The organism is Nonomuraea gerenzanensis, from assembly GCF_020215645.1.
Classification (GTDB): Bacteria; Actinomycetota; Actinomycetes; order Streptosporangiales; family Streptosporangiaceae; genus Nonomuraea; species Nonomuraea gerenzanensis.
The window spans coordinates 251958-278470 of the sequence record NZ_CP084058.1 but is presented as its reverse complement, the minus strand read 5'-3'; the positions used below and the strand labels follow the sequence as shown (position 1 = coordinate 278470).

The following is a 26513-nucleotide window of genomic DNA, read 5'->3' as shown; positions in this document are numbered from 1 at the left end:
CGGCACGCGCCCAGACTAGGCGGCCACGGGCTGCGCCGGAACGTACTCGTTCTCGAGGTCGGCGGCGTAGACGGCGCGGCAGCAGTTCGCGCACCGGTACATGATCGGGCCTTCGTCGAGTTCGTGGTGGCACCGCGGGCAGTTGACGGTCTTCATGATGGTGCTCCCCCAAGGAGTTTTCTGTTTCGTCCCTATGGAACCCTCACCGAGTTGCAGGGACCCTGCATGCCACTTGACACGATGACGCTGCACCGACGGGGGTTCTGTGCTGCTCGGCACACCGGGCGCGGTAATTTTCCTCGCTGCGCGGTGCCGAGAAGAACATTGTCACGCGCCGCGGCCCGGATGCGCGGGAGAAGCGCCGATAACAGCCCCGGAATAGCCCAAGAGGGCTAGGCGTTGTATGGGCTGGACGGTGTGGTATCTTGCCACCAGGCGTAGAGCTTCAGCTCCGCCTGATCTTCCAAGTCGGCCCCGGCCCTCCTGTTCGTGAGAGCCCCGGCCTCCTTTCCTTCATCACCCGCCGGTCCTCGTGCGAGGCCTCCGGCGCATCTCCCCCAAGGGGCTCATCATGTCTGTGCACACCATTCCTGAGCAGCGTGCCGCCGAGCCGCTCCGCCAGGTGGACGGTTTCCTGGACGTACGCGACAAGTCCGCGTTCATCCGGGCGGGCCACCTGCCGGGGCCGGGCGACGTACGCCTGACTCCCGAGAAGGTACGCCAGTGGGACCTGCGTCCCGGTGACCACGTCACCGCGTCCTTCGCCGGGAACCGGCTGGCCAGGGTCGAGTCGGTCAACGGCGCCACCTCGTGGCGCGACCGGCCCCACTTCGACCGGCTCACCCCCGTACATCCGGCCGAGCGGCTCTCGATCGAGACCGAGTCGCTCAGCACGCGCGTCATCGACCTGTTCGCGCCCATCGGCAAGGGGCAGCGCGGCCTCATCGTGGCGCCGCCCAAGGCCGGCAAGACCATGGTCCTCCAGGCCCTGGCCGCCGGGATCACCCGCAACCACCCGGAGGTGCACCTCATGGTGCTCCTGGTGGGCGAGCGCCCGGAGGAGGTCACGGAGATGCGCGCCTCCATCGACGGCGAGATCTTCGCCTCGACCTTCGACCACCCTGACCGCGACCACACCACGCTGGCCGAGCTGGTCATCGAGCGCGCCAAGCGCCTGGTGGAGTCGGGGCGCGACGTGGTCGTGCTGCTCGACTCGCTGACGCGGCTGGGGCGCGCGTACAACAACGTCACGCCGCCCGGCAGCGGGCGCGTCCTGACGGGCGGCATCGACGCCCGCGCGCTCTACCCGCCCAAGCGCTTCTTCGGCGCCGCCCGCAACGTGGAGGGCGGCGGCTCCCTGACCATCCTCGCCACGGCCCTGGTGGACACGGGCTCGCGGATGGACAACAACCTCTACGAGGAGTTCAAGGGGACGGGGAACATGGAGCTGCACCTCGTCCGCGAGCTGGCCGAGCGCCGCCTCTTCCCCGCCGTGGACCTCGACGCCTCCGGCACCAGGCGCGAGGAGATCCTGATGCACTCCGGCGAGCAGGAGGTCGTGTGGCGGCTGCGGCGCATGCTCACCACGCTGGACAAGCAGCAGAGCCTGCAGGTCCTCGTCGACAAGCTGCGCTCCACCCCCTCCAACGCGGCCTTCCTCCTCGAAGCGGCCAACGCCGCCTGACCGGCGTTCGTGCACGACAATGGGCCCATGCTGGCTGACATCGTCGAATACCTCATCTGCCCTGTCTGCGGCGCCGACCTGCGCCTGGCGGGGGCGAGCGTGCGATGCGCCGGCAACCACAGCTTCGACGTGGCCAAGCAGGGCTACGTGAGCCTCCTGACCGGCTCGGGGCAGCCGGGCACCGCCGACACCGCCGAGATGGTGGCCGCCAGGGCGGCCTTCCTGGACCGGGGTCACTACGCGCCGCTGGCGGACGCGGTGGCGCGGGCCGTGCGGGCACACCTGCTACGGGAGAACGTTCCAGGAAAACATGAGTCCTGCACCGAAACGAATGACGGCGCGGACATCAAGGCGTACCGTGGGGCGGGAGTGGAGGCCGGTTCCGGCGCGGCGCCTGCGGGCGGCGGGCGGGGGCCGGAAGTCGTCGATGAGCGCCGCGCGGAGGGCAGGACCGCGCCGGTGATCCTCGACGCGGGCGCGGGCACCGGGCACTACCTGGCGGCCGTGCTCAACGCGGTGGACGATGGCATCGGGATGGCGTTCGATGTGTCGAAGCACGCTGTACGCCGGGCGGCGCGGGTGCATCCCAGGGCAGGGGCGTTCGTGGCCGACGTGTGGCGCCCGCTTCCGATCAGGAGCGGGGTGGCCGATGTGGTGATCGACGTCTTCGCGCCCAGGAACGGGCCGGAGTTCCGGCGCGTGCTGCGGCCGGGAGGCGCGGCGGTGGTCGTCACGCCCGCGCCGGCGCACCTCAGCCCGCTCGTTGAGGAGCTCGGGCTGCTCTCCGTCGATGAGGAGAAGGAGCGCAGGGTCGCGCGCAGCCTCGACGGCTTCGCCGAGACGGGCCGGCACGCGATCGAGTTCGAGATGGAGCTGGGGCTTGAGGAGATCGCCCAGGTCGTCGGGATGGGCCCGAGTGCGTGGCATCACCAGGCGGACACGCTCGACGAGCGAATCGCCGCAGTTGTATCCCGAAATGTCGCGAAAAGACAGCAAAAAGTAGTAACGCGCGCCGCGTTTCATCTGTCTATCTTCGAGCCGGCACACCGTTCAAGACCTGTTCCTTGACGGACCTGTGCGACTGGTGTTACTGATGGGGTATTTAGTCCGAAATTCCCCCACATTCTCGGAGTATTTCCTCGGCACAGGCGCAATACTGGACGGCATCCCGGGCCTGGAGGCACGGGACCTCAACGGGAGGGGGCGCGCCGGATGAAGGCGGAGGAACGCTGGCAGGCCAGGTTCCGCGCGTCGCGCATGACGCTGCCGGCCTGGGCGCGCCAGGCCCCGAACCGCTCCATCTACCGCTCCAACGCCACGGGCAAGTGGGAGGTCTACGCGTGGGACCGTGTGACCGGTGCCACCCGCCAGGTCACCGACCAGCCGAAGGGCACCGCGTACGCCGCGATCGACCCCACCGGCCAGTGGATCTACTGGTTCGCCGACACCGACGGCGACGAGTACGGCGGCTGGTGGCGCCAGCCGTTCACCGGCGGCCCCGACGAGCCGGTCGCCCCCGACCTGCCGCCGGGCCAGCCCGGCGGCATCGCGCTGTCCACCACCGGCGTCGCCGCGATCAGCGTGGCGGGCGACGGCCTGTTCCGCGTCCACCTGGTACGCCCTGGCCAGCCCACCGAGACCCTGTACGAGCACACGGAGGCCGCCTGGGTGGCCGCCATGTCACTCGACGGCTCCCTCATCGCCATCAACCACGGCGAGTACGGCGACTTCCGGCACCCGGCGCTGCGAGTCGTGCGCCAGAACGGCCACGTGGTCGGCGAGCTGCACGACGGCCCCACCAAGGGCGTGGTCGGCCTCAGCTTCGCCCCCATCGCCGGCGACCGCCGCCTGCTGGCCCTGCACGAGCGCCGCCACCGCCACGAACCCCTGGTCTGGGACCCGGTGACGGGCGAGCAGCGCGAGATCTGGCTGCGCGACCCCGGCGACCTGGACGCCGAATGGTACGACGACGGCCGCGGCCTGCTCATCCTGCGCGACGACCGCGCCCGCAGCCACCTGCACCGCTACGACCTGCGCGGCGGCGGCCTGACCCCGATCGAGACGCCACACGGCGTGATCGAGGAGGCCACGCCCCGGCCCGGCGGCCACGTCGAGTATTCCTGGTCCAGCGCCTCGCGCCCGCCGGTCGTCCGGTCGAGCAACGGCCAGGTCGTGGTCAACCCCATCGGCCCGCCGGCGCCGCCGAGCGTCCCGGTGGAGGACATCGACGTGGAGGGCGAGGCCGGCCGCATCCACGCGCTGGTCTCCAGGCCGGAGGTCGGCACGGCCCCCTACCCCACGGTCTTCCTGCTGCACGGCGGCCCGACGGCGCACGACCGCGACGCGTTCTCGCCGACGGTCGCGGCCTGGGTGGACGCCGGCTTCGCGGTGGTCCGCGTCAACTACCGGGGCTCGACCGGCTACGGCTCCGCCTGGCGCGCCGCGCTGCACGGCGACGTGGGGCACATCGAGCTGGCCGACGTGGCGGCCGTGCGGCAGTGGGTGGTCGACCACGGCATCGCCGACCCGGGCAGGACCCTGCTGGCCGGCACGGCCTGGGGCGGCTACCTGACGCTGCTCGGCCTCGGCACCCAGCCCGACCTGTGGGCCTGCGGCATCGCCGCCGTACCGATCGCCTGCCACCAGACCTCCTACGAGGACGAGGCGGAGAGCCTGCGCGCCTACCATCGCGCGCTGCTCGGCGGCTCGCCCGAGGAGCAGCCGGAGCGGTACGCGGCCAGCTCGCCGATCACCTACGTCGACCAGGTGAAGAGCCCGCTGCTGATCCTCGCGGGGGAGAACGACACGCGGTGCCCGTTGCGGCAGATCGAGAAGTACGTCACCAAGCTGGAGGAGCACGGGCGGCACCACGAGGTCTACACCTACGACGCCATCCGGGGGTCGCTCGTGGTCGCCGAGCGGATCGCGCAGACGGCGTTGCAGCTTGAGTTCGCGCGCAAGCACGTGGGCGTGCCGTAACGCGCCCGCGACACCGCTCCAGACGCCCTGACGCCGCTCCTGACGCCGCGACGGCCATGCCCTGGTGCTCGACGCCGTGAGGGTCCTTCTAGAGACCGTGACGCCGCGCCGCCGGGACGCATGACGCCGCGCCACCGTGACGTCCGGACCTCATGACGCCGCGCCACCGTGACGTCCGGACCTCATGACGCCGCGCCACCGTGACGTCCGGACGCCGTGACGTTTCACACGGTGTGACACCGACCCTGACTGACGCCCTTGACGCTCACCCGACGGGCCTGTCATCATCGCGCCACCCGAAGTCAGCCGGAAAGGCGCACCTTGACCAGCACGATCCCCGGCTCAGCGGGCGCGCAGCACCACGATCGCGAGGTCGTCGGCGCTCGGCTCGGAGGCGAACTCCGCGGCGCCCCGCCGGATACGCTCGGCGACGGCCCTGGCCGACAACCCCGCGCACTCGGCCAGCAGCTTGGCCAGGCCGCCGTCGTCGTCCAGCAGCCGCCCGCCGGAGCGCCGCTCGGTCACCCCGTCGGTCACGGCCAGCAGCACGTCGCCGTGGTCGAGATGCACGGTGTCGGCCTCGAAGACGACCTCGTGGAAGACCCCCAGCAGCGACTGCGGGGTGGTCACCGCCTCGACCTTGCCGCTCGGCCGCAGCCGCAGCGCCTCCGGATGCCCCGCCGACACCAGCCGCACCTCCAGCCCGTCGGGCACAGGGGTGATGTCGCCGTGCAGCAGCGTGAGGAAGCGGGCCCGCTCCCCCTCCTCCAGGATCGCCTGGTTGAGCCGCCCGAGCACGGCCGCCACGCCGTACCCCTCGCGGGCCAGCAGTCGCAGCGTGTGGCGGGCCAGGCCGGTCACGGCGGCGGCCTCGGGGCCGGTGCCGCAGACGTCGCCGATGGCGAAGCGCCAGGAGTCGTCGGTCGCCTTGAACAGGTCGTAGAAGTCGCCGCCGACCTCGTTGGCCTCGCCGGCCGGCTCGTAGATGACGCCGTAGTCGAGGCCGGGCACCTCGGGCTCGTTCGGCGGGAGCAGGCTGCGCTGCAGGGCGCGGTTGGCGGCGGCCTGCTGGGCGTAGAGCCTGGCGTTGTCCATGGCCAGCGCGGCGCGCCTGCCGATGTCCTCGGCGAACTGGATGACGTCGTCGGGGAAGCGGTCGGGCCGGCCCAGGCACATCATGCCGAGGCCGCGCCCGCGGGCCGTCAGCGGCACGGCGAGCACCTGCGACTCGGGCAGGTGGATCATGGAGGTGACGCGGGTGTCGGCGGCGTCCACGTCCATGTCGGCGAGCTGCTCGCGCAGGCCGTCGATCCTGGCCTCGTCGGCGTGCCAGAGGTAGACCAGCCGCAGCGGCCCCGAGTTGTCGGAGGTGTAGACGGCGCACCAGCTCGACAGGCGCGGCACCACGACCTGGGCGATGATCGCCGGCACCATGTCGGGGTCGAGCGTGCCCGCGAGCAGGTCACTGGCGTCGGCCAGGAACCCCAGCCAATGCGGCCCGCGGCTGCTCTCCTGCTGCCATTCGGCGGCCACCCGGTCAGCGGAGCCAGGTAGCGTGAGTCTTGCCCAATGGACACGGGAATCGCCCGCAAAGGTGACTCCCCACTCCTCGACGTTGACGGAAGGAGCCTTCGGATCACTTTGGGAAAGGTTTCGCTGCCGCAACTCCACTTGGACTGCGTCCCCGAAATGCTTCCAAATCACCTCAAACGGCTCATCAGCGACCTGCTCGGCCAGATCTGCGGCGACCTGCTCAGCGGTATGGAGCACGCCGCCGGTGGCCCACGCGGTCATCACCTCGCGCGTGAACCTCATCGCAGCCGTCACAGCGGTCTCGCCGGGCGCGAACGTCGCAGCCAGCACCGCATGGGGAGAAGCAGTCATCCCAACGTGCCTACCACACTTCCCGCTGACTTGGGGTAAATCCAAGGACAGGACTACGAGCTACTCATCGTGACAGACTTGAATCACTTGCCGCGCGGCAACGGCGAGTGAAGGAGGCCCCATGACCACGGCCAAGGCCGCTCTAAGCCCCGAGGAGAGGACTTACACCGAATCGGATCTCGTGCCCATCCTGGAGACTCTCTTCTCTTGGCGTGACGGTGACTTCCGGCGTCGGGTCCCTCATGCGCCTCCTGGCATCCTCAGCGAGGTGCGGTTGCTGCTGAACGAGGTGGCCGACCGCCGTGAGCACCTGGCCAACGAGTTGTCACGTGTGCGCAAAGAAGTCGTCAAGGAAGGTCGCTTCGGCGAGCGGCTGACGCCCGGGCCGGGCGTCGGCGCGTGGGCGGAGAGCGTCGAGTCGGTCAACATGCTCATCGACGCCCTCGTGAGCCCGGTGAGCGGTGCGGCCGACGTCATCGACGCGGTGGCCAAGGGCGACCTGTCGCGGCGCATCGACCTCGACCGCTCGGCGCGGGGCGAGGTGCGCAGGCTGGGCAAGGCCATCAACGGCATGGTGGACCAGCTCGCGCTGTTCAACTCCGAGGTCACGAGGGTGGCCCGCGAGGCCGGCACGGAAGGCCGGCTGGGCGGCAGCGCCAACCTGCGCGGCATGTCGGGCAGCTGGCGCGACCTCACCGAGGCCGTGAACACGATGTCCTCCCGCGTGGCGGCGCAGGTGCGCGACATCGCCGTGGTGACCACGGCGGTGGCCAAGGGCGACCTGAGCCGCAAGGTGACGGTCGACGCCGTGGGCGAGATGTTCGAGCTGAAGAACACCGTCAACACGATGGTCGACCAGCTCTCCGGGTTCGCCGAAGAGGTCACCCGGGTCGCCCGCGAGGTGGGCACCGAGGGGCAGCTCGGCGGCCAGGCCCAGGTCACCGGCGTGTCGGGCGTCTGGAAGGACCTCACCGACAACGTCAACTTCATGGCCAACAACCTCACCTCGCAGGTACGAAGCATCGCGACCGTGGCGACGGCGGTGGCCCAGGGCAATTTGTCAAAGAAGATCACCGTTGACGCGCAGGGCGAGATCCTTCAGCTCAAGGACACCCTCAACACGATGGTCGACCAGCTCTCGTCCTTCGCCGACGAGGTCACCCGAGTCGCCCGCGAGGTGGGCACCGAGGGCAAGCTGGGCGGCCGGGCCGAGGTGAAGGGCGTGTCGGGCGTCTGGAAGGACCTCACCGACAACGTCAACAGCATGGCCCGCAACCTGACCTACCAGGTGCGCAACATCGCCCAGGTCACCACGGCCGTGGCCAACGGCGACCTCACCCGCAAGATCGACGTGGACGCCCAGGGCGAGATCCTGGAGCTCAAGTCCACCATGAACACGATGGTCGAGCAGCTCTCCTCGTTCGCCTCCGAGGTGACCCGAGTCGCCCGCGAGGTGGGCACCGAGGGCCAGCTCGGCGGCCAGGCGCAGGTGCGCGGCGTGTCGGGCGTCTGGAAAGACCTGACCGACAACGTCAACTCGATGGCCAACAACCTCACCTCGCAGGTGCGCCAGATCGCGGCCGTGTCGTCCGCGGTGGCCCAGGGCAACCTGTCGAAGAAGATCACCGTGGACGCCCAGGGCGAGATGCTCCAGCTCAAGGACACCCTCAACACGATGGTGGACCAGCTCTCGTCCTTCGCCGACGAGGTCACCCGAGTCGCCCGCGAGGTCGGCACGGAGGGCCAGCTCGGCGGCCAGGCCAGGGTGAAGGGCGTGTCGGGCGTCTGGAAGGACCTCACCGACAACGTCAACTCGATGGCCAACAACCTGACGTACCAGGTGCGCAACATCGCCGAGGTGACCACCGCGGTCGCCAACGGCGACCTCACCCGCAAGATCGACGTGAACGCGCAGGGCGAGATCCTCGCACTCAAGACGACCGTCAACCGGATGGTGGACCAGCTCTCGTCCTTCGCCTCCGAGGTGACCCGGGTCGCCCGCGAGGTGGGCACCGAGGGGCAGCTCGGCGGCCAGGCCCGGGTCGAGGGCGTCGAGGGCACCTGGAAGCGGCTCACCGAGAGCGTGAACGAGCTGGCGGGCAGCCTCACCACCCAGATCCGCGCCATCGCGACCGTGACCAGCGCCGTGGCGCGCGGCGACCTGACCCGCTCCATCGCCATCGACGCCCAGGGCGAGCTGGCGGAGCTGAAGGACAACATCAACTCGATGGTGGGCAGCCTGCGCGAGACCACGCAGGCCAACCAGGAGCAGGACTGGCTGAAGTCCAACCTGGCCCGCATCTCGCGGCTCATGCAGGGCCACCGCGACCTGCTGGAAGTGGCCAAGCTGACGATGAGCGAGCTGACGCCGCTGGTCTCGGCCCGCTACGGCGCCTTCTACAGCATCGAGCCGGAGCACGAGCGCAACCTCATCCTCATCGGCGGCTACGGCGTGCGTCCCGACCGGGGCCCGCGCCAGCGCTTCGAGTTCGGCGAGGGCATCGTCGGGCAGGCGGCCAGCGAGGGCAGGCACATCGTGCTGGACGACGTGCCGCCGCAGTTCATCACCATCGACAGCGGGCTCAGCCGCTCCACGCCGGCGCAGATCGTGGTGCTGCCGATCCTGTTCGAGAACCGCGTGCTCGGCGTGCTGGAGCTGGCCTCGTTCACGCCGTTCGGAGAGGTGCACCTCGACTTCCTGACGCAGCTCGTCGAGACCATCGGCGTCACGATGAACACCATCATCGCCAACTCCCGCACCGAAGACCTGCTCACCGAGTCGCAGCGGCTCACCCGCGAGCTGCAGGAGCGCTCCGACGAGCTGCAGCGCCAGCAGGAGGAGCTGCGCAGGTCCAACGCCGAGCTGGAGGACAAGGCGGCGCTGCTGGCCAAGCAGAACCGCGCGATCGAGATCCAGAACTTCCAGATCGAGCAGGCCCGCCGCACGCTGGAGGAGCGCGCGGAGCAGCTCGCGGTGTCCTCGCGCTACAAGTCCGAGTTCCTCGCGAACATGTCGCACGAGCTGCGCACGCCGCTCAACAGCCTGCTCGTGCTGGCCAAGCTGCTGACCGAGAACGCCGAAGGCAACCTGACCTCGCAGCAGGTCGAGTTCGCCCGCACGATCCACAGCGCCGGCTCCGCGCTGCTGCAGCTCATCAACGACATGCTCGACCTGTCGAAGGTCGAGGCGGGCCGGATGGACATCCATCCGATCCAGGTGTCGCTGCCGAAGATGGTGGACCTGCTGGAGGCCGCGTTCGCGCCGCTCGCGCAGGACAAGGGGCTGTCGTTCAGCGTGGACGTCGAGCCGGAGGTGCCGCAGGAGCTGCGGGCCGACGAGCAGCGCCTGCAGCAGGTGCTGCGGAACCTGCTGTCGAACGCGGTGAAGTTCACCCCGCGCGGGGAGGTGAAGCTGCACATCGCGATGGCCCCGCCGGGGGTCGACTTCGACGACGACAGCCTGCACGACTCCACCGACCTGCTGGCGTTCCAGGTGATCGACACCGGCATCGGCATCGCGCCCGACAAGCGCGAGGTCATCTTCGAGGCGTTCAGGCAGGCCGACGGCACGACGAGCAGGAAGTACGGCGGCACGGGCCTGGGCCTGGCCATCTGCCGCGACATCGCCAGGCTGCTCGGCGGCGAGATCCACGTGGACAGCGAGCTGGGCAAGGGCAGCACGTTCACGCTCTACCTGCCCGCCTCCTACACCGGCCCGCTGGCCGCGACCGACGCGGGCACGGCGCGCAGGCAGCTGATGACCCCGCCGAGCGAGGAGCCGGCGTCCGCCACGCCCGAGCCGGCGCTGCCGCTCGACCTGCCGCTGCCCGAGCTGGTCGAGCCGCCGGTCGAGACGCCCAGCCAGTGGCAGGGCGACGACCCGCTGAACGGCGCCAAGATCCTGATCGTCGACGACGACATCCGAAACGTGTTCGCATTGACCAGCGTGCTGGAGCGACACGGCTCGACCGTCGTCTACGCTGAGAACGGACGGGAAGGCATCGAGCAGCTCGAAAGAAACGAGGATGTCGCCCTCGTCCTGATGGACATCATGATGCCGGAGATGGATGGATGGGCCACGACCTCGGCCATCCGCCGGATGCCCCAGTTCGCTGATCTGCCGATCATCGCGCTGACCGCCAAGGTCATGCGGGGCGATCGGGAGAAGTCCATCGCCTCCGGCGCGTCCGACTACGTGCCCAAGCCGGTGGACGTGGACCGCCTGCTCGAACGGCTGCGCGGCTGGCTCAGCCGCGGCCGGGGCGCCGCCTCCGACTCGTCAACCTCGCCATCCGAAGGGTCGTGATCGATGCCGGATCGCGCCAAGATCCTCCTCGTTGACGACCGCGAGGAGAACCTGATCGCGCTCGAAGCCATCCTCAGCTCGCTCGACCTGGTGCCGGTGCGCGCCAGGTCGGGCGAGGAGGCGCTCAAGGCGCTGCTCAACACCGAGTTCGCGCTCATCCTGCTGGACGTGCGCATGCCCGGCATGGACGGCTTCGAGACCGCCGCGCACATCAAGCGGCGGGAGCGTACCCGTAACATCCCGATCATCTTCCTGACCGTGGTCGACAGCGCCCCCGACTACGCCTTCCGCGGCTACGCGGCGGGCGCGGTGGACTACCTGACCAAGCCGTTCGACCCGTGGGTGCTGCGGGCGAAGGTCTCGGTGTTCAGCGAGCTGTACAACATGAACAAGCGGCTGGCCGAGCAGGCGTCGCTGCTGCGCGACCGGCTCAGCGGCGAGCTGCCGCCGGGGACCGGCGACCACGCGTCGGTGCTGCCCGAGCTGTCACGCCGGCTCACGGCGGTGGAGGACGAGCTGGCCAGGGTCAGGGAGCTGGCCCGCAAGTCGCAGGACCCGGCTCTGGCCGTGCCGCTGGCCGATCTGACCGATCGCGTCACCCACCTGCGCGCCGGCTTCGACGCGCTCTCCTGACGATCTCGCGCCACCCCCGGGGTCCTGGCCCGCCCGGGGGTGTTCTCATGCGGTGGCGCGCCCGGCGGCGGAGGCCATGCCGAGCCAGGTGTGCGGGTTGCCCTCCCAGCACCAGCCGAGCTTGGGCGCCTGCTGGCTTATCCAGATGGCGGGCACCCGCCGGTCGCCGCAGCGGGAGCCGCCGACCGAGAAGCACTTGTTCTTGACCAGGATCTGCGGGAAGTGCGTGATCAGGGCGATGCCCTCCTCGATGGTGAGCAGGACGCGATCCCTGGCGGCGATGGTGCGCATGGCGTCGTTGGGCACGGCGCCGCAGAACTCCTCGCCGCGCTCGACGCCGAGCAGCAGGTAGGCCTGCTGCTCGACCTCGGAGGTGGTGACGAAGCGGTCGAGGGCGCCGGGCTCGAAGGAGTGATCGACGAATCCCGGCTTCCGCTTTCCGTGCAGCGTGGTGCGCGGCATCGTCTCCTCGATCGCCGCCAGCCGGCGGGTGAGCACGAGCACGAACGGGACGTGGCCGTTCTCCGGGTCGTACGGCCCGTCGCCGTGGTGGACGGCCGGCTCGCGCAGCGGGGCGAGCATCTCACGGAAGCGGTCGGGGTCGAGCCCGGCCAGGGCGGGGTAGCCGAGGTCGATCAGGGTCTGGACCTGCCGGTCGAACTCGGTGCCCGGGTCGAAGGGGGTCTCGGTCAACAGGGGCTCGCCTTTCTTCGGTGCGGGCGTTCACGGTCGGGCGCCTTCAGCCAGGGCGTCTGGGATCGTCCGTCTTCAGCCGGCGTCTGGGATCGTGCGTCTTCGGCCGGGCGTCTTCCGCCAGGGCGTCTGGGGCCGTGCGTTTCCGATCAGGTGCGCAGGTCGGCCAGGACGCGGGCGCAGGCGGGCCGGCGCAGCTTGTGCATGCCCTTGGCCTCGATCTGGCGGATGCGTTCCCTGGTCACGCCGAACGCCCGGCCGACCTCGTCCAGGGTGCGCGGCGTGTCGTCGGCCAGGCCGTACCGCTGGACGAGCACGGCCTGCTCGCGCTCGGTCAGCGTGGCCAGCACCGCCCGCAGGTCGTCGCGGAGGCAGGCGGCGACGACCTCGGCCGCGGGGTCGGGCGCGTCGTCGGCGAGCAGGTCGCCCAGCTCACCGCTGTCGTCGCCGAGCGGCGTGTGCAGCGAGACCGGCTCGCGGTCGTGCCGCAGCAGCCGCTCGACCTTCTCCGGCGCCAGACCCGTCTCCTTCGCCAGCTCCTCGGACGTGGCCTCGCGGCCCAGCTCGCGCAGCATGGTGGTGCGGGCCCTGAGGACCCGGTTGAGGTCCTCGACCACGTGCGCGGGCAGCCGGATCGTCCGGCTCTGGTCGGCCAGCGCGCGGCCGATCGCCTGCTTGATCCACCAGGTGGCGTAGGTGGAGAACTTCAGCCCGAGCGTGTGGTCGAACTTCTCCACCGCCCGCATCAGCCCCACGTTGCCCTCCTGGATCAGGTCCAGGAGCGGCAGGCCGCGACCGGTCCAGCGCTTGGCGATGGAGACGACCAGCCGCAGGTTGGCCTCGATCATCCGCTCCCTGGCCAGGCGCCCGTCGGCGGCGGTCCACTCCAGATCGGCCCGCTCCTGCGCGGACAGCGCGGCATGTCCCTGCTCAGCGAGGAGCGTCTGGTCGAGGTCGAGGCGCTCCTGGGCGAGCAGCCCGGCCGCGATGCGCTCGCCGAGCGCCACCTCCTGCTGGGCGTCGAGCAACCGGATCCTGCCGATCTGCTTGAGGTAGCCCTCGACGGATTCGGTGGTGGTGGCTGCCATGGGATCTCCCTGGGTTCGAGCGGACGAGCGGCGGTGGCTTGCGGGAATCAGTACGCGACCCTCCGGGGAGCGGTACGGCGCGCGACGTGGGGCCGCGCCACGAGCTTCGGCTCCCGAGCCGGTACGGCGGCGCGGCGCGGCGCCCCGGCCTGGTCGAGCCGGGTGGCGGCGGCAGCGATGGAGGCAGGCAACTTGATCTGGATCGACCCTCGCATCTGCGGACCTTTCGGATGTAAACTTAGGACGGTGCTAAGATTATGGCGACACCAAACCACCGTCAAGAGGAAATTTATGTCAGATACAAAAATCCTCGGCCTCCGGGAGCAGAAGAAGCAGGAGACCCGCCAGGAGATCTCCGACCGGGCCACCCGCCTGTTCATCGAGCAGGGCTTCGAGGAGACGACGATCGCCGAGATCGCCGAGGCCGCGCGGGTGGCCAAGAAGACGGTCACCAACTACTTCCCCCGCAAGGAGGACCTCGCCTTCGACCACCACGAGCAGTTCGTGGCCACGCTGGCCGGCATCGTGGCCGGCAGGCGGCCGGGCGAGTCCGCGCTGGCCGCGCTCAGGAAGGCGTTCATGGAGGCGGCCGAGCGGCAGGACCCGATGCTCGGCTTCACCCGCGACGGGTTCGGGCAGATGATCGCGCGGTCGCCGACGCTGGTGGCGCGCCTGCGCGAGCTGCAGGAGCAGCGGGAGGAGGCCCTGGCGCGGGAGCTGGCCGCGGAGACGGGCGATCCGGGGGCGGTGGCCCGGGTGGTGGCGGCGCAGTTCGCCGCGCCCTACCGGGTGTTCCTCGGGCAGATCATGGAGCTGACTCTGGAGGGGCTGGACAACCCGCGGATCGCGGGGATCGTCGCCGAGGCCGCCCGCGAGGTGTTCGAGCTGATGGAGCCGTCCTTCGGCGCCTATGCCGTGCGCTGACGCCGCTCAGTGGCGGGCGCGCTCCAGCGCGTCCCAGAAGCCGCGCCGCAGCGCGTGCCGTACCTCGTCGTGCAGCAGGAAGTCGATCGGCAGGGACGAGCCCTGCAGCAACCGGGCCTCAAGGTCGGACGGCATGCGCGGCTTGCGTGCCAGCACCGCCTCCAGCCACAGCGCGGGCGCGTCGCGGGCCACCGACTCGCCGAAGTCGTGCCCCTCGCGGTGCGCGGCCTTGACCGCGTCGGCCAGCGTGGTGGCCCCCGCCGTGGCGGCGGGCGGGGTGACGGGCGCGGGCTGCGGCCCGGTGTAGGGGCCGAGCTGCGACGGCTGGTAGGTGCCGCTCGACGACGTGGAGAACTGGCCGGTGGAGGGGCTCGACTGCTGGGGCTGCGCCTGGATGGGCCCGGTGACGGGGGCGGCGGGCGGCGGGGGCGGCTGCTCGGCCTGGTAGCTGGAGTACGTCGGCAGCGCGGGCGGCGTGCTGGACTGGCCACGCGAAGGCCCGCCGGAGGACTGGCCGTTGCCGGACGACGGCGCCGCGTGGCTGCCGCTGGAGCTCGGCGGAAGCGAGGAGGACGGCAGCGACGACGAAGGCAGCGAGGAGGAGGGCAGCGACGACGGCGGCAGGGAGGACGACGGCTGCGCGGGAGGCAGCGAGGGGGTGGAGTGCCCGTTGCTGATCGGCTGGTGATGGCCGTTGGAAGCCTCGGTGATGCCGCTGACCAGGCTGACGTACGGCCGCAGATGGACCGCCCCCACTTCCACCAGGTCGTCGCACTCCTGCCGGAGCGACCGCGAGACGGCCCAGCCGCCGTCGGCCGCGATGTGGATCACGCTCACCCTGATGCCGAGGTCCTGGGCGTCGCACACGACCTGCGCCAGGTCCTCGTCGCCGCTGACCACGACCGCGTCGCAGATGGCGTTGTTGCGGGCCAGCGTCATCAGGTCGCGATGGACCTGGGCGTCGACGCCCTCGCGCCGGCCCGGCCGGATGCGCGACAGCCTGAGCTTGAGGCCGGGGATGTCGGCCAGCGCGTCGTGCTCCGGTGTGCGGCGGCCCTCGACCGTCGCCTCGTACCAGTAGCACCGCAACAGCGGCAGCCCGGTACGCTCGCGCGACAGACTGGTCATCAGCTGGAGCAGCCCCGGATAGTCCCAGGAAACCGCCTCGCGATGACGGGTGCCGTGCACGGCCATCGCTCCATCAGCCAGCAGATAGCCAGCGTCCACGAACAGCGCGCAGCGATCCACTGACACCGCCCCTTTCCTGGTGGTCCGACCTTGCTGGCTCTGCACCGTCAGAGACCGGACTCGGCGGCCCTCTCTCAGGGTAATGAAAGCAGGTGATCGCGCGAGGGTTAATACCGACAGTTCGGCCCCCGCTCACCGACGCGCCAGACCACTTAGGCAGACCGTACCAGTTTGTCCTATTCACGGTCACGATCGCGCCCGCACGCTCAGCGCGGCCACTCCGAACAGGACCACGTCCTTGTCCGTGACGATCGTCAGCCCGGGATCCACCCCGAGCTCAGCGCCGACCGTATCGACGTCCGTGCCGAACGTCATCCCCGCCACGCCGTTGGACGAGCCGTCGAAGACGTTGGCCGGATCGCGGTCGCCGCCGCCCGGGGCGAGCGCGCCGGAGCCGAGCGAGACCTTGTCGCCCCTGAGGTCGGCGTCGCCCTCCCAGGTGACCAGCTCGACCCGGGCGGGTGCGGCGGCCGGGCTCAGCCCGCCCAGCGGCACCCGCATCCGCCGCGCCTGGCCGCCGACCACGGTCGCCGTGTCGAGCACCACGGCCTGGCTGTACGGCTCCGCGGGATCGGTGACGATCAGCACGAGGCTCCATCCGGCATGGCGCGAGACCCCCTCCTTCATCGGCACGTCGGCCGCCCACCAGGTGCCGTTCCTGCGCACGTCGCCGACCAGCTCGGTCACGTCGGCGAAAGCCTGGTAGACGGGGCCGAGCGGCAGCTCCCGCATGGTCACCTCGCCCGGCTGCACCGTGGTGTACTTGCGCCGCCCCGGCGGCCTGAGCTTGACGGGCCCCGCCTCGTCGCCGGTCGCCGACCAGTAGAGCCCCGCCCAGACGACCTCGCTGCCCCTGGGCAGGGTCAGCTCCGCCCCGCTGGAGGAGGCCGTGTCGGAGCGCTCGTCCTGGTCGAGCCGGGTCATCGGCCACAGGTCGTTGTCGCGCTGGGTGCCCTGCCTGCGCCTGGTCTCCTGGCAGCCCGCGCGCTCGGCCGGGCAGCTCAGCAGGGTGTTGCCGATCGCCCGGACCGCCACCTTCCCGTCGGTGGCGAACCTGGCGGGCGCGCCCGACACCCGTACGCCCTCCTCGGCGCGCGCCTGCAGCCGCAGCGAGCCGGCGGCGACGCGCAGGGCGGGCCCCGCGCCCTCGGGTGCCTCGTCGGCCACCAGCACCCGCAGGAACACGGCCGTGCCCTGGCCCGCCTGCAGCGCGCCCCTGGCGCACCGGGCACCGCCCCTGACCGGGCGGCATGCCCAGCCGTCCACCGTGCCCACCGGGTCGAGCAGTGCCGCGCTGTGGCCGCGCCGGGCCGGGGGGACGAGGGTCACACCGTCGGGCAGGTCCACCTGCGCCGCCAGCTCCTCGCTGGGGCTCTCACCGTAGTTGCGCAGGCGGATGCCGACGATGCCGGGCTGGGCGCGGACGAGGGAGCCGAGCGCGTCGATCGTGGCCCGCAGCCGCGCCTTGCCCGGCCTGGCCTGCTTGACCGGCGGCGGCACCTCGACCGGCCGCTCGCTGGGCATCGGCACCGGCACCGGGACCGGCGCCACCGAAGCGGGCGGCTGCGCCACCGGGGTGATCGAGGGCGGCCGCACGATCGGCTGCTCGTCGGCGACCAGCAGCAGCGAGGCCAGCACCGCCGCCGTCACCACCACGGTGCCGCCGGCCACCGCCACCTGCTGCTGCTTGGGCACCCGCCGCAGCCGGCCGAGCAGCCGCAGCGCGCCACCGGCGCCCACCACGCCTGGCTTGGCCAGCGCCGCCGCGTACCCGCCGAACAGCGGGCCGGCGATCAGCGGGCCGACCATGACGCGCAGGCCGCGGTTGACGTCGGTCAGCTCCAGCAGCACGCCGTGGCACTCCTCGCAACCGCTGACGTGCTCGTCCACCGCCTTGGAGTCGCGCCTGGCCAGGCCGCCCCGCACGTACGCGCCCATCTTGCCCAGCACGGGCCGGCAGTCGTGCTGCGGCGGGGAGCCCAGGTGCATCTGCAGGTACGCCTGCCGCAGCCCCTCCCTGGCCCGGTACGCCAGCGCCGCCACCCCGTTGGCCGACAGGCCGAGCAGCGGCGCCACGTCGGCCGGCTTGGCCCGCTCGACCTCGGTGTGCCACAACACCGCGCGCCAGCGCTCGGGCAGCGACAGGTACGCCCTGGCGATCAGCGACTTCTCCAGCCCGACCAGGGCGGGGTCGACGAAGGGCACGCCGGGGTCGTACAGCTCGATCTCGCCGGTGGTCACCTGGCGGCTCTCGACCCTGGAGCGGTCGTAGACCGTGCGCCGCACGACCGTGAGCAGGTAGGTGCGGAAGCCCGAGTCGGGCCCGCCGCCCCGGCCCACCAGGTCGAGGATCTTCGTGAACGACTCCGCGACGACGTCCTCGACCTCGGCGCCCCTGACGAGCTGCCGGGCCAGCGCGCGCGCCGCGGCGACGTGGCGCTCGTAGAGCTCCCCGTACGCGGCGGCGTTGCCCTGTCTGGCCGCTTCAAGCAGATCTGCATCGCTTTGCGGCGATTCGACACCCATAGTGACCTCACGATTACGCGGGGTTGCCCCGCGCAATCATTCCGCATTCCCCGTCATGACTAAACCGCGCGCACGTCTTTACTGCGGGGAGATCTGACAGAGGGGGAACGGATGGAGGCGGGCGTGCTGTCACGGTGGCGTCGCAGGAGCATGGCGGCCGGCTGGTCGCTGGCCGACGACTGGTGGACGCCCGAGGTGGAGGGCGTCGTCAAGGCGGTGTGCGGTGGTTGCGACCTGTCGCACGCGTGCTGGGCGCTCGGGGCGGCGCGGGCCGCCGCCGGGGTCGGCGTCGCCGAGGGCATGAACGACCTGGCGGCCCTGTTCGCGGTGACGGGCGCGGGCGGGCCGCCGTTCGGGGCGCTGCGCTCGTTCGCCGCCGGGTGGGCCGAGCACAGCTTCGCGCCGCTCGGCGAGCTGCACTGCGAGGACCCGCTGACGGGGCTGGTCACGGCGGCGTACCTGCGTACCAGGCTGGCGCAGCTCTACCGCGGCACGGCCAAGGGCACGTGCCTGGTGGCCGCCGAGCCGTCGGCGCCGCCCGGGGAATTGGCCGAGCGGCTCGCCACCGCGCTCAACCTGGCCACCGCGCTGCGCCGGGCCTTCCCAGGGGACGAGACGCTGGCGCTGCTCGGGCCCGTACGGGTGGGCGCCGTCACGCGGATGGACGACGGCCTGCCGGCCAAGGTCGCCCGGCTGCGCGACTCCCCCATCCTGTACGGCCGCAGGCCACGGGTCAGGGTGCGGCCGTTGCCCAAGGCGTACGGGCAGGCACTGGCACTGATCAGGAGCATGGGCGCATGACCGGCCCGAGCCCTCACCCCGGGGGCGGTCCTAAGCTTGGTGCCATGACAGATCGCGACAACCTCCTGGCCGAGATCAAGAGCAAGGCCGTCATCCACGGCAAGGTCACGCTCTCCTCGGGCAAGGAGGCCGACTACTACTTCGACCTGCGCCGCATCACGCTCGATGGCGTGGCCGCGCCCCTGGTCGGCAGCGTGATGCTCGACCTGACGGCCGACCTCGACTATGAGGCGGTCGGCGGGCTCACCATGGGCGCCGACCCGGTCGCGGTCGCGATGCTGCACGCGGCGGCGGCCCGCGGGCGGACGCTGGACGCCTTCGTGGTGCGCAAGACGCAGAAGGCGCACGGGATGCAGCGGCGCATCGAGGGCCCCGACGTGAAGGGGCGGCGCGTGCTCGCCGTGGAGGACACCTCCACCACGGGCGGCTCGCCGCTGACCGCCGTGGAGGCGCTGCGCGAGGCGGGGGCGGAGGTGGTGGCCGTGGCCACGATCGTGGACCGGGGTGCCAGGGAGCGGGTGGAGAGCGAGGGCCTGCTCTACAGGACGGCCTACACCGTGGCGGACCTGGGCCTCTGACCGCGCGCCAGGCGGCCGGAGGTCAGCCGGCCCGCACGGTGAAGGATTCGCGGGCGCCGGCCTTGCCCTGGGCGCGCGCCGTGCCGTTCTCCGTGACGCGGACCGTGCCCGCGTCACTGAGCACCACGTCCAGCTCGGGCTCGAAGTAGCGGACCTCCTCGCCCCGGCTCATCTCGCGGTGCTGCAGCACGTCACCCCCCGGCACGCGGACGGTGACCAGGGGGCAGGTCTCGGCGACGCACTCGATGCGCACGGTGGGGACCTGCGCGGTGGCGGCCGGGCCGGTGGCCGTGCCGGAGGCGGGGGCGGCGGCGGGCTCGCGGTCGGGGGGCGGCGCGTCCGAGAGGTCGAGGAGCGCGCGACCGCCGATGACCAGGAGCGTCACCACGGCTCCCACCGCCAGGACGGCGAGCGCTAATCGGGCGAGGCCCATCGGATCTGACCTGTGGCGTCCCACAAGGGGCAGCGTACCGTGGGTGATCCGCCGTCGCCGGGTGTGGCGAGTGTCAGAGCTGGCCGTCGAAGCTGGTGGGGCTCACCGGGGCGCGGTGGTGCTTGCCGTTGGGGATCGGCAGCTGCTTGGCGGCGCGGCGGTGTTTGACGGCCTCGACGATGATCGGGATCAGCGAGATGAACACGATCAGGAAGACGCCCGGCAGGATGTAGCGGTCGATCTGCTTGGGATCGACCGTGCCGCCGAGGAAGTGGCCGAGCAGGATGAGGCCCTCGACCCAGACGATGCCGCCCACGACGTTCCACAGGAAGAACCGCTTGGAGGTCATCTCCAGCACGCCCGCGACGGGATTCATGAACGTGCGCACGATGGGCACGAACCTGGCCAGAATGACGGCTTTGGCGGGACCGAACTTCTCGAAGAACACCTCGGCCCGGAGGACGTGCTCGCGCTTGAACAACCGCGAATCCGGCTTGTCAAAGAGTTTGCGGCCGAATCGCGCCCCGAGGAAATGCCCGAGCTGTGCGCCGGCGATCGCGCAGAGCGGGGTGCCGATCAGCAGAACGGGGAAAGAGAGTGGCTCGATGCCCATCCCCGTGGCCACCGACGCCGAGCTGAAGATGCCCGCGGCCACCAGCAGCGAGTCTCCGGGCAGGAAGAACCCGAGCAGCAGACCCGTCTCGGCGAAGATGATCGCCAGCACGCCGACGGTGGCGAACGCGCCGAGGATCGTCAGCCACCACGTCGGGTCGAGGAGGTTCAAAAGCCAGTCCACGACGAGGAGCCTACCTGTAGCTGGGGTGGGGGACATGACCAACAAGCACGCGTTGTCACTACCCGAGCGGGTAGGGAGCCGGAATACTGGGCCCTGGCGCGCAGCCGCAACTTCTCAGGGAGATGAATCATGCCTATTGCGACTCCAGAGATCTACGCTGAGATGCTCGACCGGGCCAAAGCCGGTGGATTCGCCTATCCGGCGATCAACGTGACGTCCTCACAGACTCTGCACGCCGCGCTGCGCGGCTTCGCCGAGGCTGAGAGCGACGGCATCGTGCAGGTCTCGACGGGTGGCGCGGAGTTCCTCTCCGGAGCGACGATCAAGGACATGGTCACGGGCGCGACGGCGCTGGCGGAGTACGCCAGGGTGGTGGCCGCCAAGTATCCCGTCACGGTGGCGCTGCACACCGACCACTGTCCGAAGGACAAGCTCGACGGCTTCATGCGGCCGCTGATCGACATCTCCCTGGAGCGGGTCTCGAAGGGCCTCGACCCGCTCTTCCAGTCGCACATGTGGGACGGCTCCGCCGTACCGCTGGACGAGAACCTGGAGATCGCCAAGGAGCTCCTGGACAAGTGCGCCCGGGCGCGGATCATCATGGAGATGGAGATCGGCGTCGTCGGCGGCGAGGAGGACGGCGTCGTCGGCGAGATCAACGAGAAGCTCTACACGACGGCGGAGGACGCGCTGGCCACCGCCGAGGCGGTGGGCGTCGGCGACAAGGGCCGCTACATGCTGGCCGCCACGTTCGGCAACGTGCACGGCGTCTACAAGCCGGGCCACGTCAAGCTGCGCCCGAGCGTGCTGAAGGAGATCCAGGACGCGGTCGGTGCCAAGTACGGCAAGGACAAGCCGTTCGACCTGGTCTTCCACGGCGGCTCCGGCTCGCTGCTGGAGGAGATCCAGGAGGCCATCTCGTACGGCGTCGTCAAGATGAACGTCGACACCGACACGCAGTACGCCTTCACCCGCCCGATCGCGGAGCACATGTTCAAGAACTACGACGGCGTGCTCAAGATCGACGGCGACGTCGGCAACAAGAAGACCTACGACCCCCGCTCGTACGGCAAGGCCGCCGAGGCGGGGATGGCGGCCCGCGTGCTGGAGGCGTGCCAGAGCCTGAAGAGCGCCGGAACGAAGATCTCCTAGCCAGTTCAGCGGCCTGGCGGGTATGACTTGTCCTATGGATAACCTTCTCGCCGGGCCGCCCCCGACGCACCTGCCGGACCTGCCCGAGGCCAGAGAGGCGCTGGAGTCGGGTGTCAAGGCCTCCGACGTGGCCGCCCGTTTCCCCGCCTACCCGGCGGCCTGGGCCGCTCTCGCGGAGGAGTACTTCGCCCAGGGGCACGCCGTCACCTCCTACGCCTTCGCCCGCACCGGTTACCACCGCGGGCTCGACGCGCTGCGCCGCAGCGGCTGGAAGGGGCACGGCCCCGTCCCGTGGGAGCACGAGCCGAACCGGGGGTTCCTGCGCTGCCTCTACGCCCTGTCCAGAGCGGCGCAGGCGATCGGTGAGAAGGACGAGGCGGAGCGATGCCTGCAGTTCCTCAAGGACAGCACAGAAAGCGGGTACGACGCGCTGACCAAGGGCTAGCCCTTGGGACGAATAGGCACGTTCGGGTAGTCTCTCTACGCAAGAGCCCCTGTCGCGCTTGCGCCAGGGGTTTCGTTTTGTGCTCGGGAGACTGAACCATGCCGGCTGCCGTTCTCGTTGGTGCCCAGTGGGGCGATGAGGGCAAGGGCAAGGCCACCGACCTGCTCGGTGGCGACGTCGACTACGTCGTCCGCTATCAGGGGGGCAACAACGCGGGACACACCGTGGTCATCGGTGATCAGAAATACGCGCTGCACCTGCTCCCCACGGGGATCCTGTCGCCGGAGGTGGTGCCGGTCATCGGCAACGGCGTGGTGATCGACCCCGGCGTGCTGCTCAGCGAGATCGACGGGCTGGCCGCTCGCGGCATCTCCGCCGAGCGGCTGCTGATCAGCGCGAACGCCCACCTGATCATGCCGCACCACAAGGCCCTGGACAAGGTCACCGAGCGCTACCTGGGCAAGGCGAAGATCGGCACCACCGGTCGCGGCATCGGCCCCGCGTACGGCGACAAGATCTACCGCATGGGCGTGCGCGTGCAGGACCTGCTCGACCCGGGGATCCTGGCCAAGAAGATCGAGGTCGCGCTGACCGAGAAGAACCAGGTGCTCACCAAGGTCTACAACCGGCGCGGCATCGACCCGGCGCAGGTGCTGGAGGAGTACCTCGCCTACGCCGAGCGGCTCAAGCCGCACATCGCCGACACCTCGCTGGTGCTCTCCAAGGCGCTGGACGAGGGCAAGTTCGTGCTGCTGGAGGGTGGTCAGGGCACGCTGCTCGACATCGACCACGGCACCTACCCGTTCGTCACCTCCTCCTCCCCGACGTCGGGCGGCGCGTGCGCGGGCGCCGGCATCCCGCCGAACCGGCTCACGAAGATCATCGGCATCCTGAAGGCGTACACCACCCGCGTCGGCTCCGGGCCGTTCCCGACCGAGCTGACGGACGAGATGGGCGAGTGGCTGCGCACGACGGGCGGCGAGTACGGCGTCACGACCGGCCGCGACCGCCGCTGCGGCTGGTTCGACGCGGTGATCGCCCGGTACGCCACCCGCGTCAACGGCGTCACCGACTACTTCCTGACCAAGCTCGACGTGCTGTCGGGGCTGGAGCGGATCCCGGTGTGCGTGGCGTACGAGGTGGACGGCGTGCGGCACGACGAGATCCCGATGACGCAGACCGACTTCCACCACGCCAAGCCGGTCTACGAGGAGTTCCCCGGCTGGCAGGAGGACATCTCCAGCGCCAAGTCGTTCGAGGACCTGCCGCCGAACGCGCAGTCCTACGTGCGCACGCTGGAGGAGATGAGCGGCGCGCCGATCTCCGCGATCGGCGTGGGCCCGGGGCGTGACCAGACGATCGTGGTGCGCTCGCTGGTCTAGCGCTCAGGTCAGGACGGCCGCCGTCACGGGGGTGTGCAGGGTCCAGCCCAGGGTCGAGTAGAGCGCCTGCCCCTGGGCGGTGGCCACCAGGACGCCCGTGCGGGCGCCCATCGAGGCGGCCGTGGCGGCGATCGTCCGCATGACGACCGTGCCGAGCCCGCGCCGGCGATGCCCGGCGGCCGTCTCCACCTGGTCCACGACGGCCGTCGTGCCCGCGATGGCGAACTGGCCGCGCGCCGCGACCTCGCCCGCTCCCGTCAGCAGGCGGGCCGCGGTGACGCCCGCCCTGGTGGTGACGGCCAGGTGGTAGCCGGCCGGGACCTCGGCGGGGTCGGGCCTCAGCGGGGCCGTCATCATGAACTCCGGGTCCTGGACGGCCCAGCGCGAGGTCAGGAGCGGGGCGACGGCCTCGGCGGGGGCGCAGAGTTTCAGCCAGGTGCCGGGCGTGGCGAGGGTGGCCGTGAGGCGGCGCAGGGTGTCCGGCGTCGGGGCGGCCACGATGTGCCTGGCCACGTGGCCGGGCAGGCCGACGTCCACGCGAAGGCCCCAGGGCTCGCGCACGGGGCGGGGGGCGTTCCTGGAGATGACCCACCCCTCCACCCATGCCCGAACTGTCGGGATATGGGCACCTTTGAGGACCTCCGTCATAGAGAACAGCCTATTGTCTGCCCGGAACACCACGACCGGGCGTAGCAGGATAAAAAGGACACGGCGTGGCACCGCCGCGACATGCCCCGTGCCAGGTAGGGTCCCCGTTGTGCGCGTTGAGATTCATGGTCACCGGGGGGCTCGCGGCCTCTGGCCGGAGAACACCCTGCCCGGGATGAGCCGCACGATGGAGCTGGGCGTGCATGCGCTCGAGTTCGACGTCGCGCTCACCGCCGACCGGCGCCTCGTGCTCACGCACGATCTCACGGTCTCCGCGGTCACCAGTGCCGACCGGCGGCCGCTCCATGCCGGCGACCCGCTCCATCCGTACGTCGGCAGGCCGATCAACTCGCTCACCCTGGCCCAGCTCCGCACGCTGGACGTGGGCGTGCGGCTGCCGCGGCACCCCGACGACCCGTTCGCGCTGACGCAGGTGCCGATGCCGGAGACCCGCATGCCGACGCTCGGCGCGGTGCTCGGCCTGGCCGGTGCCTACGACGCCGAGGGCGTGCGGATGCACGTCGAGCTGAAGTCCGACCCGACCAGGCCGGAGCTGACGGCCGACCCCGAGCTGTTCACCGAGATGGTGATCGAGGAGCTCGACCGGCACGGCAGGCTGGGCAACGCCGCCATCCTCAGCTTCGACTGGCGCGTCATCGCGCACGCCGCCAAGATCGCCCCGGGCACGCGGCGCTTCGCGCTGATCGAGCTCGACACCCTGCACTGGAACGAGGGCACCATCACGGGCGGCAACGTGCCGGCCGCCGCGCGCGACGCGGGGGCCACCACGCTCTCGCCCGAGCATGTCATGGTGGACGAGACGCTGATGGCGCAGGCGGCCGCCGCCGGGCTCGACGTGGCCGTCTGGACCGTCAACGACCAGGCCCTCGGCGCCAGGATGCTGGACCTGGGGGTGGCCGGCATCGTGACCGACTACCCCGACCGCATGCGCGAGCTGTGGCGGGAGCGGGGCCTGGAGCTGCCGCAGCCGGTCGCCCCGCTCAAGCCCGTCGGCGTCTAGCCGTACGGCTGGCTAGAGCCAGCCGTTGCGGCGGAAGCCGCGGTGCAGCAGCACACAGGCTGTGACCATCACGGCCAGCACCGCCGGATAGCCCCAGACCTGCTTGGTCTCCGGCATGAAGTCGAAGTTCATGCCGTAGATCCCGGCGATCATCGTCGGCACGGCCAGGATGGCCACCCAGGAGGAGATCTTCCGCATGTCCTCGTTGGCGAGGGCGTTCGAGCGGGCCAGCGCGGCCTGCAGGATCGAGCTGCACAGCTCGTTGGAGGACTCGACCTGCTCACACACGCGTGACAGGTGGTCCCCGACGTCGCGGAAGTAGTCGCGCATCTCCGAGGGGATGACGCGGCGCTGGGGCAGCGCGGCCATGGGCGACTGCAGCGGCGTGATCGCCCGCTTCATCTCCAGCATCTCGCGCTTGAGCTGGTAGATCCGGTTGATGTCGCGGGAGCTGACGTCCGCGAACACCGTCGCCTCGACCTCCTCCAGCTCCAGCTGCATGAGGTCGGCCACCTGCAGGTACTGGTCGACCACATGGTCGGAGATGGCGTGCAGCACGCCCGCCGGGCCGCGGTTCATCAGCTTCGGCTTGTCCTCCAGGCGCTCGCGGACCCCCGCGAGCGAGCAGTGCGCCCCGTGGCGCACCGTGACGACGAAGTCGGGGCCGAGGAACACCATGATCTCGCCGGTGGCGATGATCTCGCTGGTGGCGGTCAGCTCGTCGTGGTCGAGGTAGGCGATGGTCTTGAGCACCATGAACAGCGACTCGCCGTACCGCTCGACCTTGGGCCGCTGGTGGGCCTTGACGGCGTCCTCGACGGCCAGCGGGTGCAGGCCGAAGACCTCGGACAGCCACTCCACCTCGGGCGCGGCCGGCTCGTGCAGGCCCACCCAGACGAACGCGCGGGCGCCGTCGGTGCTCTCGTTGTGCGCGCGGACGAGGCCGAGTGCCTCGACGATGCCAGGGCTGGCGACCTTCTTGCCCTGGATGTAGGCGCCGAACTCGACTATGGACGCCACCGGCGGCACACAGGCCTCGCGTACGGGCTTGGGCAGCGCGTGCGGCACGCGTGACGGAACGGAGTGACGGTTGATACGACGGAGAAGGGTGGACGAGCGCATGGCAGTCCCTTTCCGCCCGACCAGGGACGCTCCACGCGCGATGAAGTCACCTCAATCAACACAGATGGCGTGGAGGCACGATCAGGCTGCCGAATTGGAGTGGTCGGGGGTACGCAGGCCGTACGTGTGGAAGCACGTACTGCTGGGATCACCAGGATTCATCCCGGACC

Annotated in this window: 23 protein-coding genes; 12 read left to right on the top strand and 11 right to left on the bottom strand. The window is 70.7% G+C overall.

All coding sequences use genetic code 11. From position 1 onward, the window contains the following. Nucleotides 1–15: 15 nt before the first annotated feature. Complete coding sequence (locus LCN96_RS01450) at nt 16–156, bottom strand: hypothetical protein (protein ID WP_225270785.1); 141 nt, start codon at nt 154–156, stop codon at nt 16–18. 376 nt (nt 157–532) lie between these two features. Between LCN96_RS01450 and rho the strand changes: the two genes are divergently transcribed. From rho to LCN96_RS01435, 3 genes are all read left to right on the top strand, one after another. Beyond that, nucleotides 533–1684, top strand: coding sequence for a transcription termination factor Rho (rho, locus tag LCN96_RS01445; RefSeq protein WP_225270784.1), 1152 nt, complete (start codon nt 533–535; stop codon nt 1682–1684). Nucleotides 1685–1711: 27 nt separating this feature from the next. Continuing rightward, the gene (locus LCN96_RS01440) at nt 1712–2752 is read left to right on the top strand and encodes a putative RNA methyltransferase (RefSeq protein ID WP_225270783.1); all 1041 of its coding nucleotides are present in this window, start codon (nt 1712–1714) and stop codon (nt 2750–2752) included. Nucleotides 2753–2896: 144 nt separating this feature from the next. Continuing rightward, nucleotides 2897–4663 carry a S9 family peptidase gene (locus tag LCN96_RS01435; RefSeq protein WP_225270782.1) on the top strand — a complete coding sequence of 589 codons (1767 nt, stop codon included), beginning with the start codon at nt 2897–2899 and terminating at the stop codon, nt 4661–4663. Nucleotides 4664–5005: 342 nt separating this feature from the next. Here the strand turns inward: LCN96_RS01435 and LCN96_RS01430 are convergent, their stop codons facing one another. Further along, entirely contained in the window at nt 5006–6196 is a 1191-nt protein-coding gene (locus LCN96_RS01430) for a PP2C family protein-serine/threonine phosphatase (protein WP_225270781.1), read from the bottom strand. Nucleotides 6197–6668: 472 nt separating this feature from the next. Between LCN96_RS01430 and LCN96_RS01425 the strand changes: the two genes are divergently transcribed. Further along, nucleotides 6669–10853, top strand: coding sequence for a HAMP domain-containing protein (locus LCN96_RS01425; protein ID WP_225270780.1), 4185 nt, complete (start codon nt 6669–6671; stop codon nt 10851–10853). Nucleotides 10854–10856: 3 nt separating this feature from the next. Continuing rightward, a complete protein-coding gene (locus LCN96_RS01420; RefSeq protein WP_225270779.1) occupies nt 10857–11486 on the top strand; it encodes a response regulator in 630 nt (209 codons plus the stop codon). 45 nt (nt 11487–11531) lie between these two features. Here LCN96_RS01420 and LCN96_RS01415 read toward each other — a convergent pair whose 3' ends face one another. The 3 genes from LCN96_RS01415 to LCN96_RS01405 all read right to left on the bottom strand — a co-directional run bounded on the left by LCN96_RS01415 (nt 11532) and on the right by LCN96_RS01405 (nt 13482). Continuing rightward, on the bottom strand, nt 11532–12179 hold the full coding sequence (locus tag LCN96_RS01415) for a DUF5701 family protein (RefSeq protein ID WP_225270778.1): 648 nt from the start codon (nt 12177–12179) through the stop codon (nt 11532–11534). Between the two features lie 149 nt (nt 12180–12328). Then, nucleotides 12329–13267: a sigma-70 family RNA polymerase sigma factor gene (locus tag LCN96_RS01410; protein ID WP_225270777.1), complete on the bottom strand. Its 939-nt coding sequence runs from the start codon at nt 13265–13267 to the stop codon at nt 12329–12331. Between the two features lie 47 nt (nt 13268–13314). Then, on the bottom strand, nt 13315–13482 hold the full coding sequence (locus LCN96_RS01405; RefSeq protein WP_225270776.1) for a hypothetical protein: 168 nt from the start codon (nt 13480–13482) through the stop codon (nt 13315–13317). A 76-nt stretch (nt 13483–13558) separates the two neighbouring features. Between LCN96_RS01405 and LCN96_RS01400 the strand changes: the two genes are divergently transcribed. Next, nucleotides 13559–14191, top strand: coding sequence for a TetR/AcrR family transcriptional regulator (locus tag LCN96_RS01400; RefSeq protein ID WP_225270775.1), 633 nt, complete (start codon nt 13559–13561; stop codon nt 14189–14191). Between the two features lie 6 nt (nt 14192–14197). On the opposite strand, the gene LCN96_RS01395 is transcribed toward LCN96_RS01400, so the two are convergent. Beyond that, nucleotides 14198–15439, bottom strand: a complete 1242-nt coding sequence (locus LCN96_RS01395; protein ID WP_225275894.1) for an NYN domain-containing protein — start codon at nt 15437–15439, stop codon at nt 14198–14200. Nucleotides 15440–15625: 186 nt separating this feature from the next. Further along, complete coding sequence (locus LCN96_RS01390) at nt 15626–17965, bottom strand: sigma-70 family RNA polymerase sigma factor (RefSeq protein ID WP_225270774.1); 2340 nt, start codon at nt 17963–17965, stop codon at nt 15626–15628. A gap of 123 nt (nt 17966–18088) precedes the next feature. Here LCN96_RS01390 and LCN96_RS01385 point away from each other — a divergent pair, with 123 nt between their 5' ends. Both LCN96_RS01385 and pyrE read left to right on the top strand, forming a co-directional pair. Continuing rightward, the gene (locus LCN96_RS01385; protein ID WP_225270773.1) at nt 18089–18766 is read left to right on the top strand and encodes a hypothetical protein; all 678 of its coding nucleotides are present in this window, start codon (nt 18089–18091) and stop codon (nt 18764–18766) included. Nucleotides 18767–18810: 44 nt separating this feature from the next. Next, a complete protein-coding gene (gene pyrE, locus LCN96_RS01380; RefSeq protein WP_225270772.1) occupies nt 18811–19344 on the top strand; it encodes an orotate phosphoribosyltransferase in 534 nt (177 codons plus the stop codon). 22 nt (nt 19345–19366) lie between these two features. Here the strand turns inward: pyrE and LCN96_RS01375 are convergent, their stop codons facing one another. After that, a complete protein-coding gene (locus LCN96_RS01375) occupies nt 19367–19777 on the bottom strand; it encodes a hypothetical protein (RefSeq protein ID WP_225270771.1) in 411 nt (136 codons plus the stop codon). Nucleotides 19778–19850: 73 nt separating this feature from the next. Further along, the gene (locus tag LCN96_RS01370) at nt 19851–20573 is read right to left on the bottom strand and encodes a DedA family protein (RefSeq protein WP_225270770.1); all 723 of its coding nucleotides are present in this window, start codon (nt 20571–20573) and stop codon (nt 19851–19853) included. Nucleotides 20574–20702: 129 nt separating this feature from the next. On the opposite strand from LCN96_RS01370, the gene fbaA reads away from it, so the two are divergent. From fbaA to LCN96_RS01355, 3 genes are all read left to right on the top strand, one after another. Next, nucleotides 20703–21725 carry a class II fructose-bisphosphate aldolase gene (gene fbaA / locus LCN96_RS01365; protein WP_225270769.1) on the top strand — a complete coding sequence of 341 codons (1023 nt, stop codon included), beginning with the start codon at nt 20703–20705 and terminating at the stop codon, nt 21723–21725. Between the two features lie 34 nt (nt 21726–21759). Beyond that, nucleotides 21760–22170: a DUF3151 domain-containing protein gene (locus LCN96_RS01360; protein ID WP_225270768.1), complete on the top strand. Its 411-nt coding sequence runs from the start codon at nt 21760–21762 to the stop codon at nt 22168–22170. A 98-nt stretch (nt 22171–22268) separates the two neighbouring features. Then, nucleotides 22269–23552: an adenylosuccinate synthase gene (locus tag LCN96_RS01355; RefSeq protein ID WP_225270767.1), complete on the top strand. Its 1284-nt coding sequence runs from the start codon at nt 22269–22271 to the stop codon at nt 23550–23552. A gap of 3 nt (nt 23553–23555) precedes the next feature. Here the strand turns inward: LCN96_RS01355 and LCN96_RS01350 are convergent, their stop codons facing one another. Further along, nucleotides 23556–24152 (bottom strand): GNAT family N-acetyltransferase, encoded by a 597-nt coding sequence (locus LCN96_RS01350; RefSeq protein ID WP_225270766.1) that lies wholly within the window; start codon nt 24150–24152, stop codon nt 23556–23558. A 136-nt stretch (nt 24153–24288) separates the two neighbouring features. Here LCN96_RS01350 and LCN96_RS01345 point away from each other — a divergent pair, with 136 nt between their 5' ends. Next, the gene (locus LCN96_RS01345; RefSeq protein WP_225270765.1) at nt 24289–25221 is read left to right on the top strand and encodes a glycerophosphodiester phosphodiesterase family protein; all 933 of its coding nucleotides are present in this window, start codon (nt 24289–24291) and stop codon (nt 25219–25221) included. Nucleotides 25222–25233: 12 nt separating this feature from the next. On the opposite strand, the gene corA is transcribed toward LCN96_RS01345, so the two are convergent. Further along, on the bottom strand, nt 25234–26241 hold the full coding sequence (gene corA, locus LCN96_RS01340; RefSeq protein WP_225270764.1) for a magnesium/cobalt transporter CorA: 1008 nt from the start codon (nt 26239–26241) through the stop codon (nt 25234–25236). Nucleotides 26242–26513: the final 272 nt, after the last annotated feature.

Excerpts from the sequence above, each read along its gene's own strand:
- LCN96_RS01405 (WP_225270776.1), bottom strand. The coding sequence starts at position 13,482 with ATGCGAGGGTCGATCCAGATCAAGTTGCCTGCCTCCATCGCTGCCGCC.
- LCN96_RS01410 (WP_225270777.1), bottom strand. The coding sequence starts at position 13,267 with ATGGCAGCCACCACCACCGAATCCGTCGAGGGCTACCTCAAGCAGATC.
- LCN96_RS01440 (WP_225270783.1), top strand. The coding sequence starts at position 1,712 with ATGCTGGCTGACATCGTCGAATACCTCATCTGCCCTGTCTGCGGCGCC.
- LCN96_RS01435 (WP_225270782.1), top strand. The coding sequence starts at position 2,897 with ATGAAGGCGGAGGAACGCTGGCAGGCCAGGTTCCGCGCGTCGCGCATG.
- LCN96_RS01375 (WP_225270771.1), bottom strand. The coding sequence starts at position 19,777 with ATGGGCCTCGCCCGATTAGCGCTCGCCGTCCTGGCGGTGGGAGCCGTG.
- fbaA (WP_225270769.1), top strand. The coding sequence starts at position 20,703 with ATGCCTATTGCGACTCCAGAGATCTACGCTGAGATGCTCGACCGGGCC.
- LCN96_RS01450 (WP_225270785.1), bottom strand. The coding sequence starts at position 156 with ATGAAGACCGTCAACTGCCCGCGGTGCCACCACGAACTCGACGAAGGC.
- LCN96_RS01425 (WP_225270780.1), top strand. The coding sequence starts at position 6,669 with ATGACCACGGCCAAGGCCGCTCTAAGCCCCGAGGAGAGGACTTACACC.
- LCN96_RS01360 (WP_225270768.1), top strand. The coding sequence starts at position 21,760 with ATGGATAACCTTCTCGCCGGGCCGCCCCCGACGCACCTGCCGGACCTG.
- LCN96_RS01420 (WP_225270779.1), top strand. The coding sequence starts at position 10,857 with ATGCCGGATCGCGCCAAGATCCTCCTCGTTGACGACCGCGAGGAGAAC.
- LCN96_RS01390 (WP_225270774.1), bottom strand. The coding sequence starts at position 17,965 with ATGGGTGTCGAATCGCCGCAAAGCGATGCAGATCTGCTTGAAGCGGCC.
- LCN96_RS01400 (WP_225270775.1), top strand. The coding sequence starts at position 13,559 with ATGTCAGATACAAAAATCCTCGGCCTCCGGGAGCAGAAGAAGCAGGAG.
- pyrE (WP_225270772.1), top strand. The coding sequence starts at position 18,811 with ATGACAGATCGCGACAACCTCCTGGCCGAGATCAAGAGCAAGGCCGTC.
- LCN96_RS01355 (WP_225270767.1), top strand. The coding sequence starts at position 22,269 with ATGCCGGCTGCCGTTCTCGTTGGTGCCCAGTGGGGCGATGAGGGCAAG.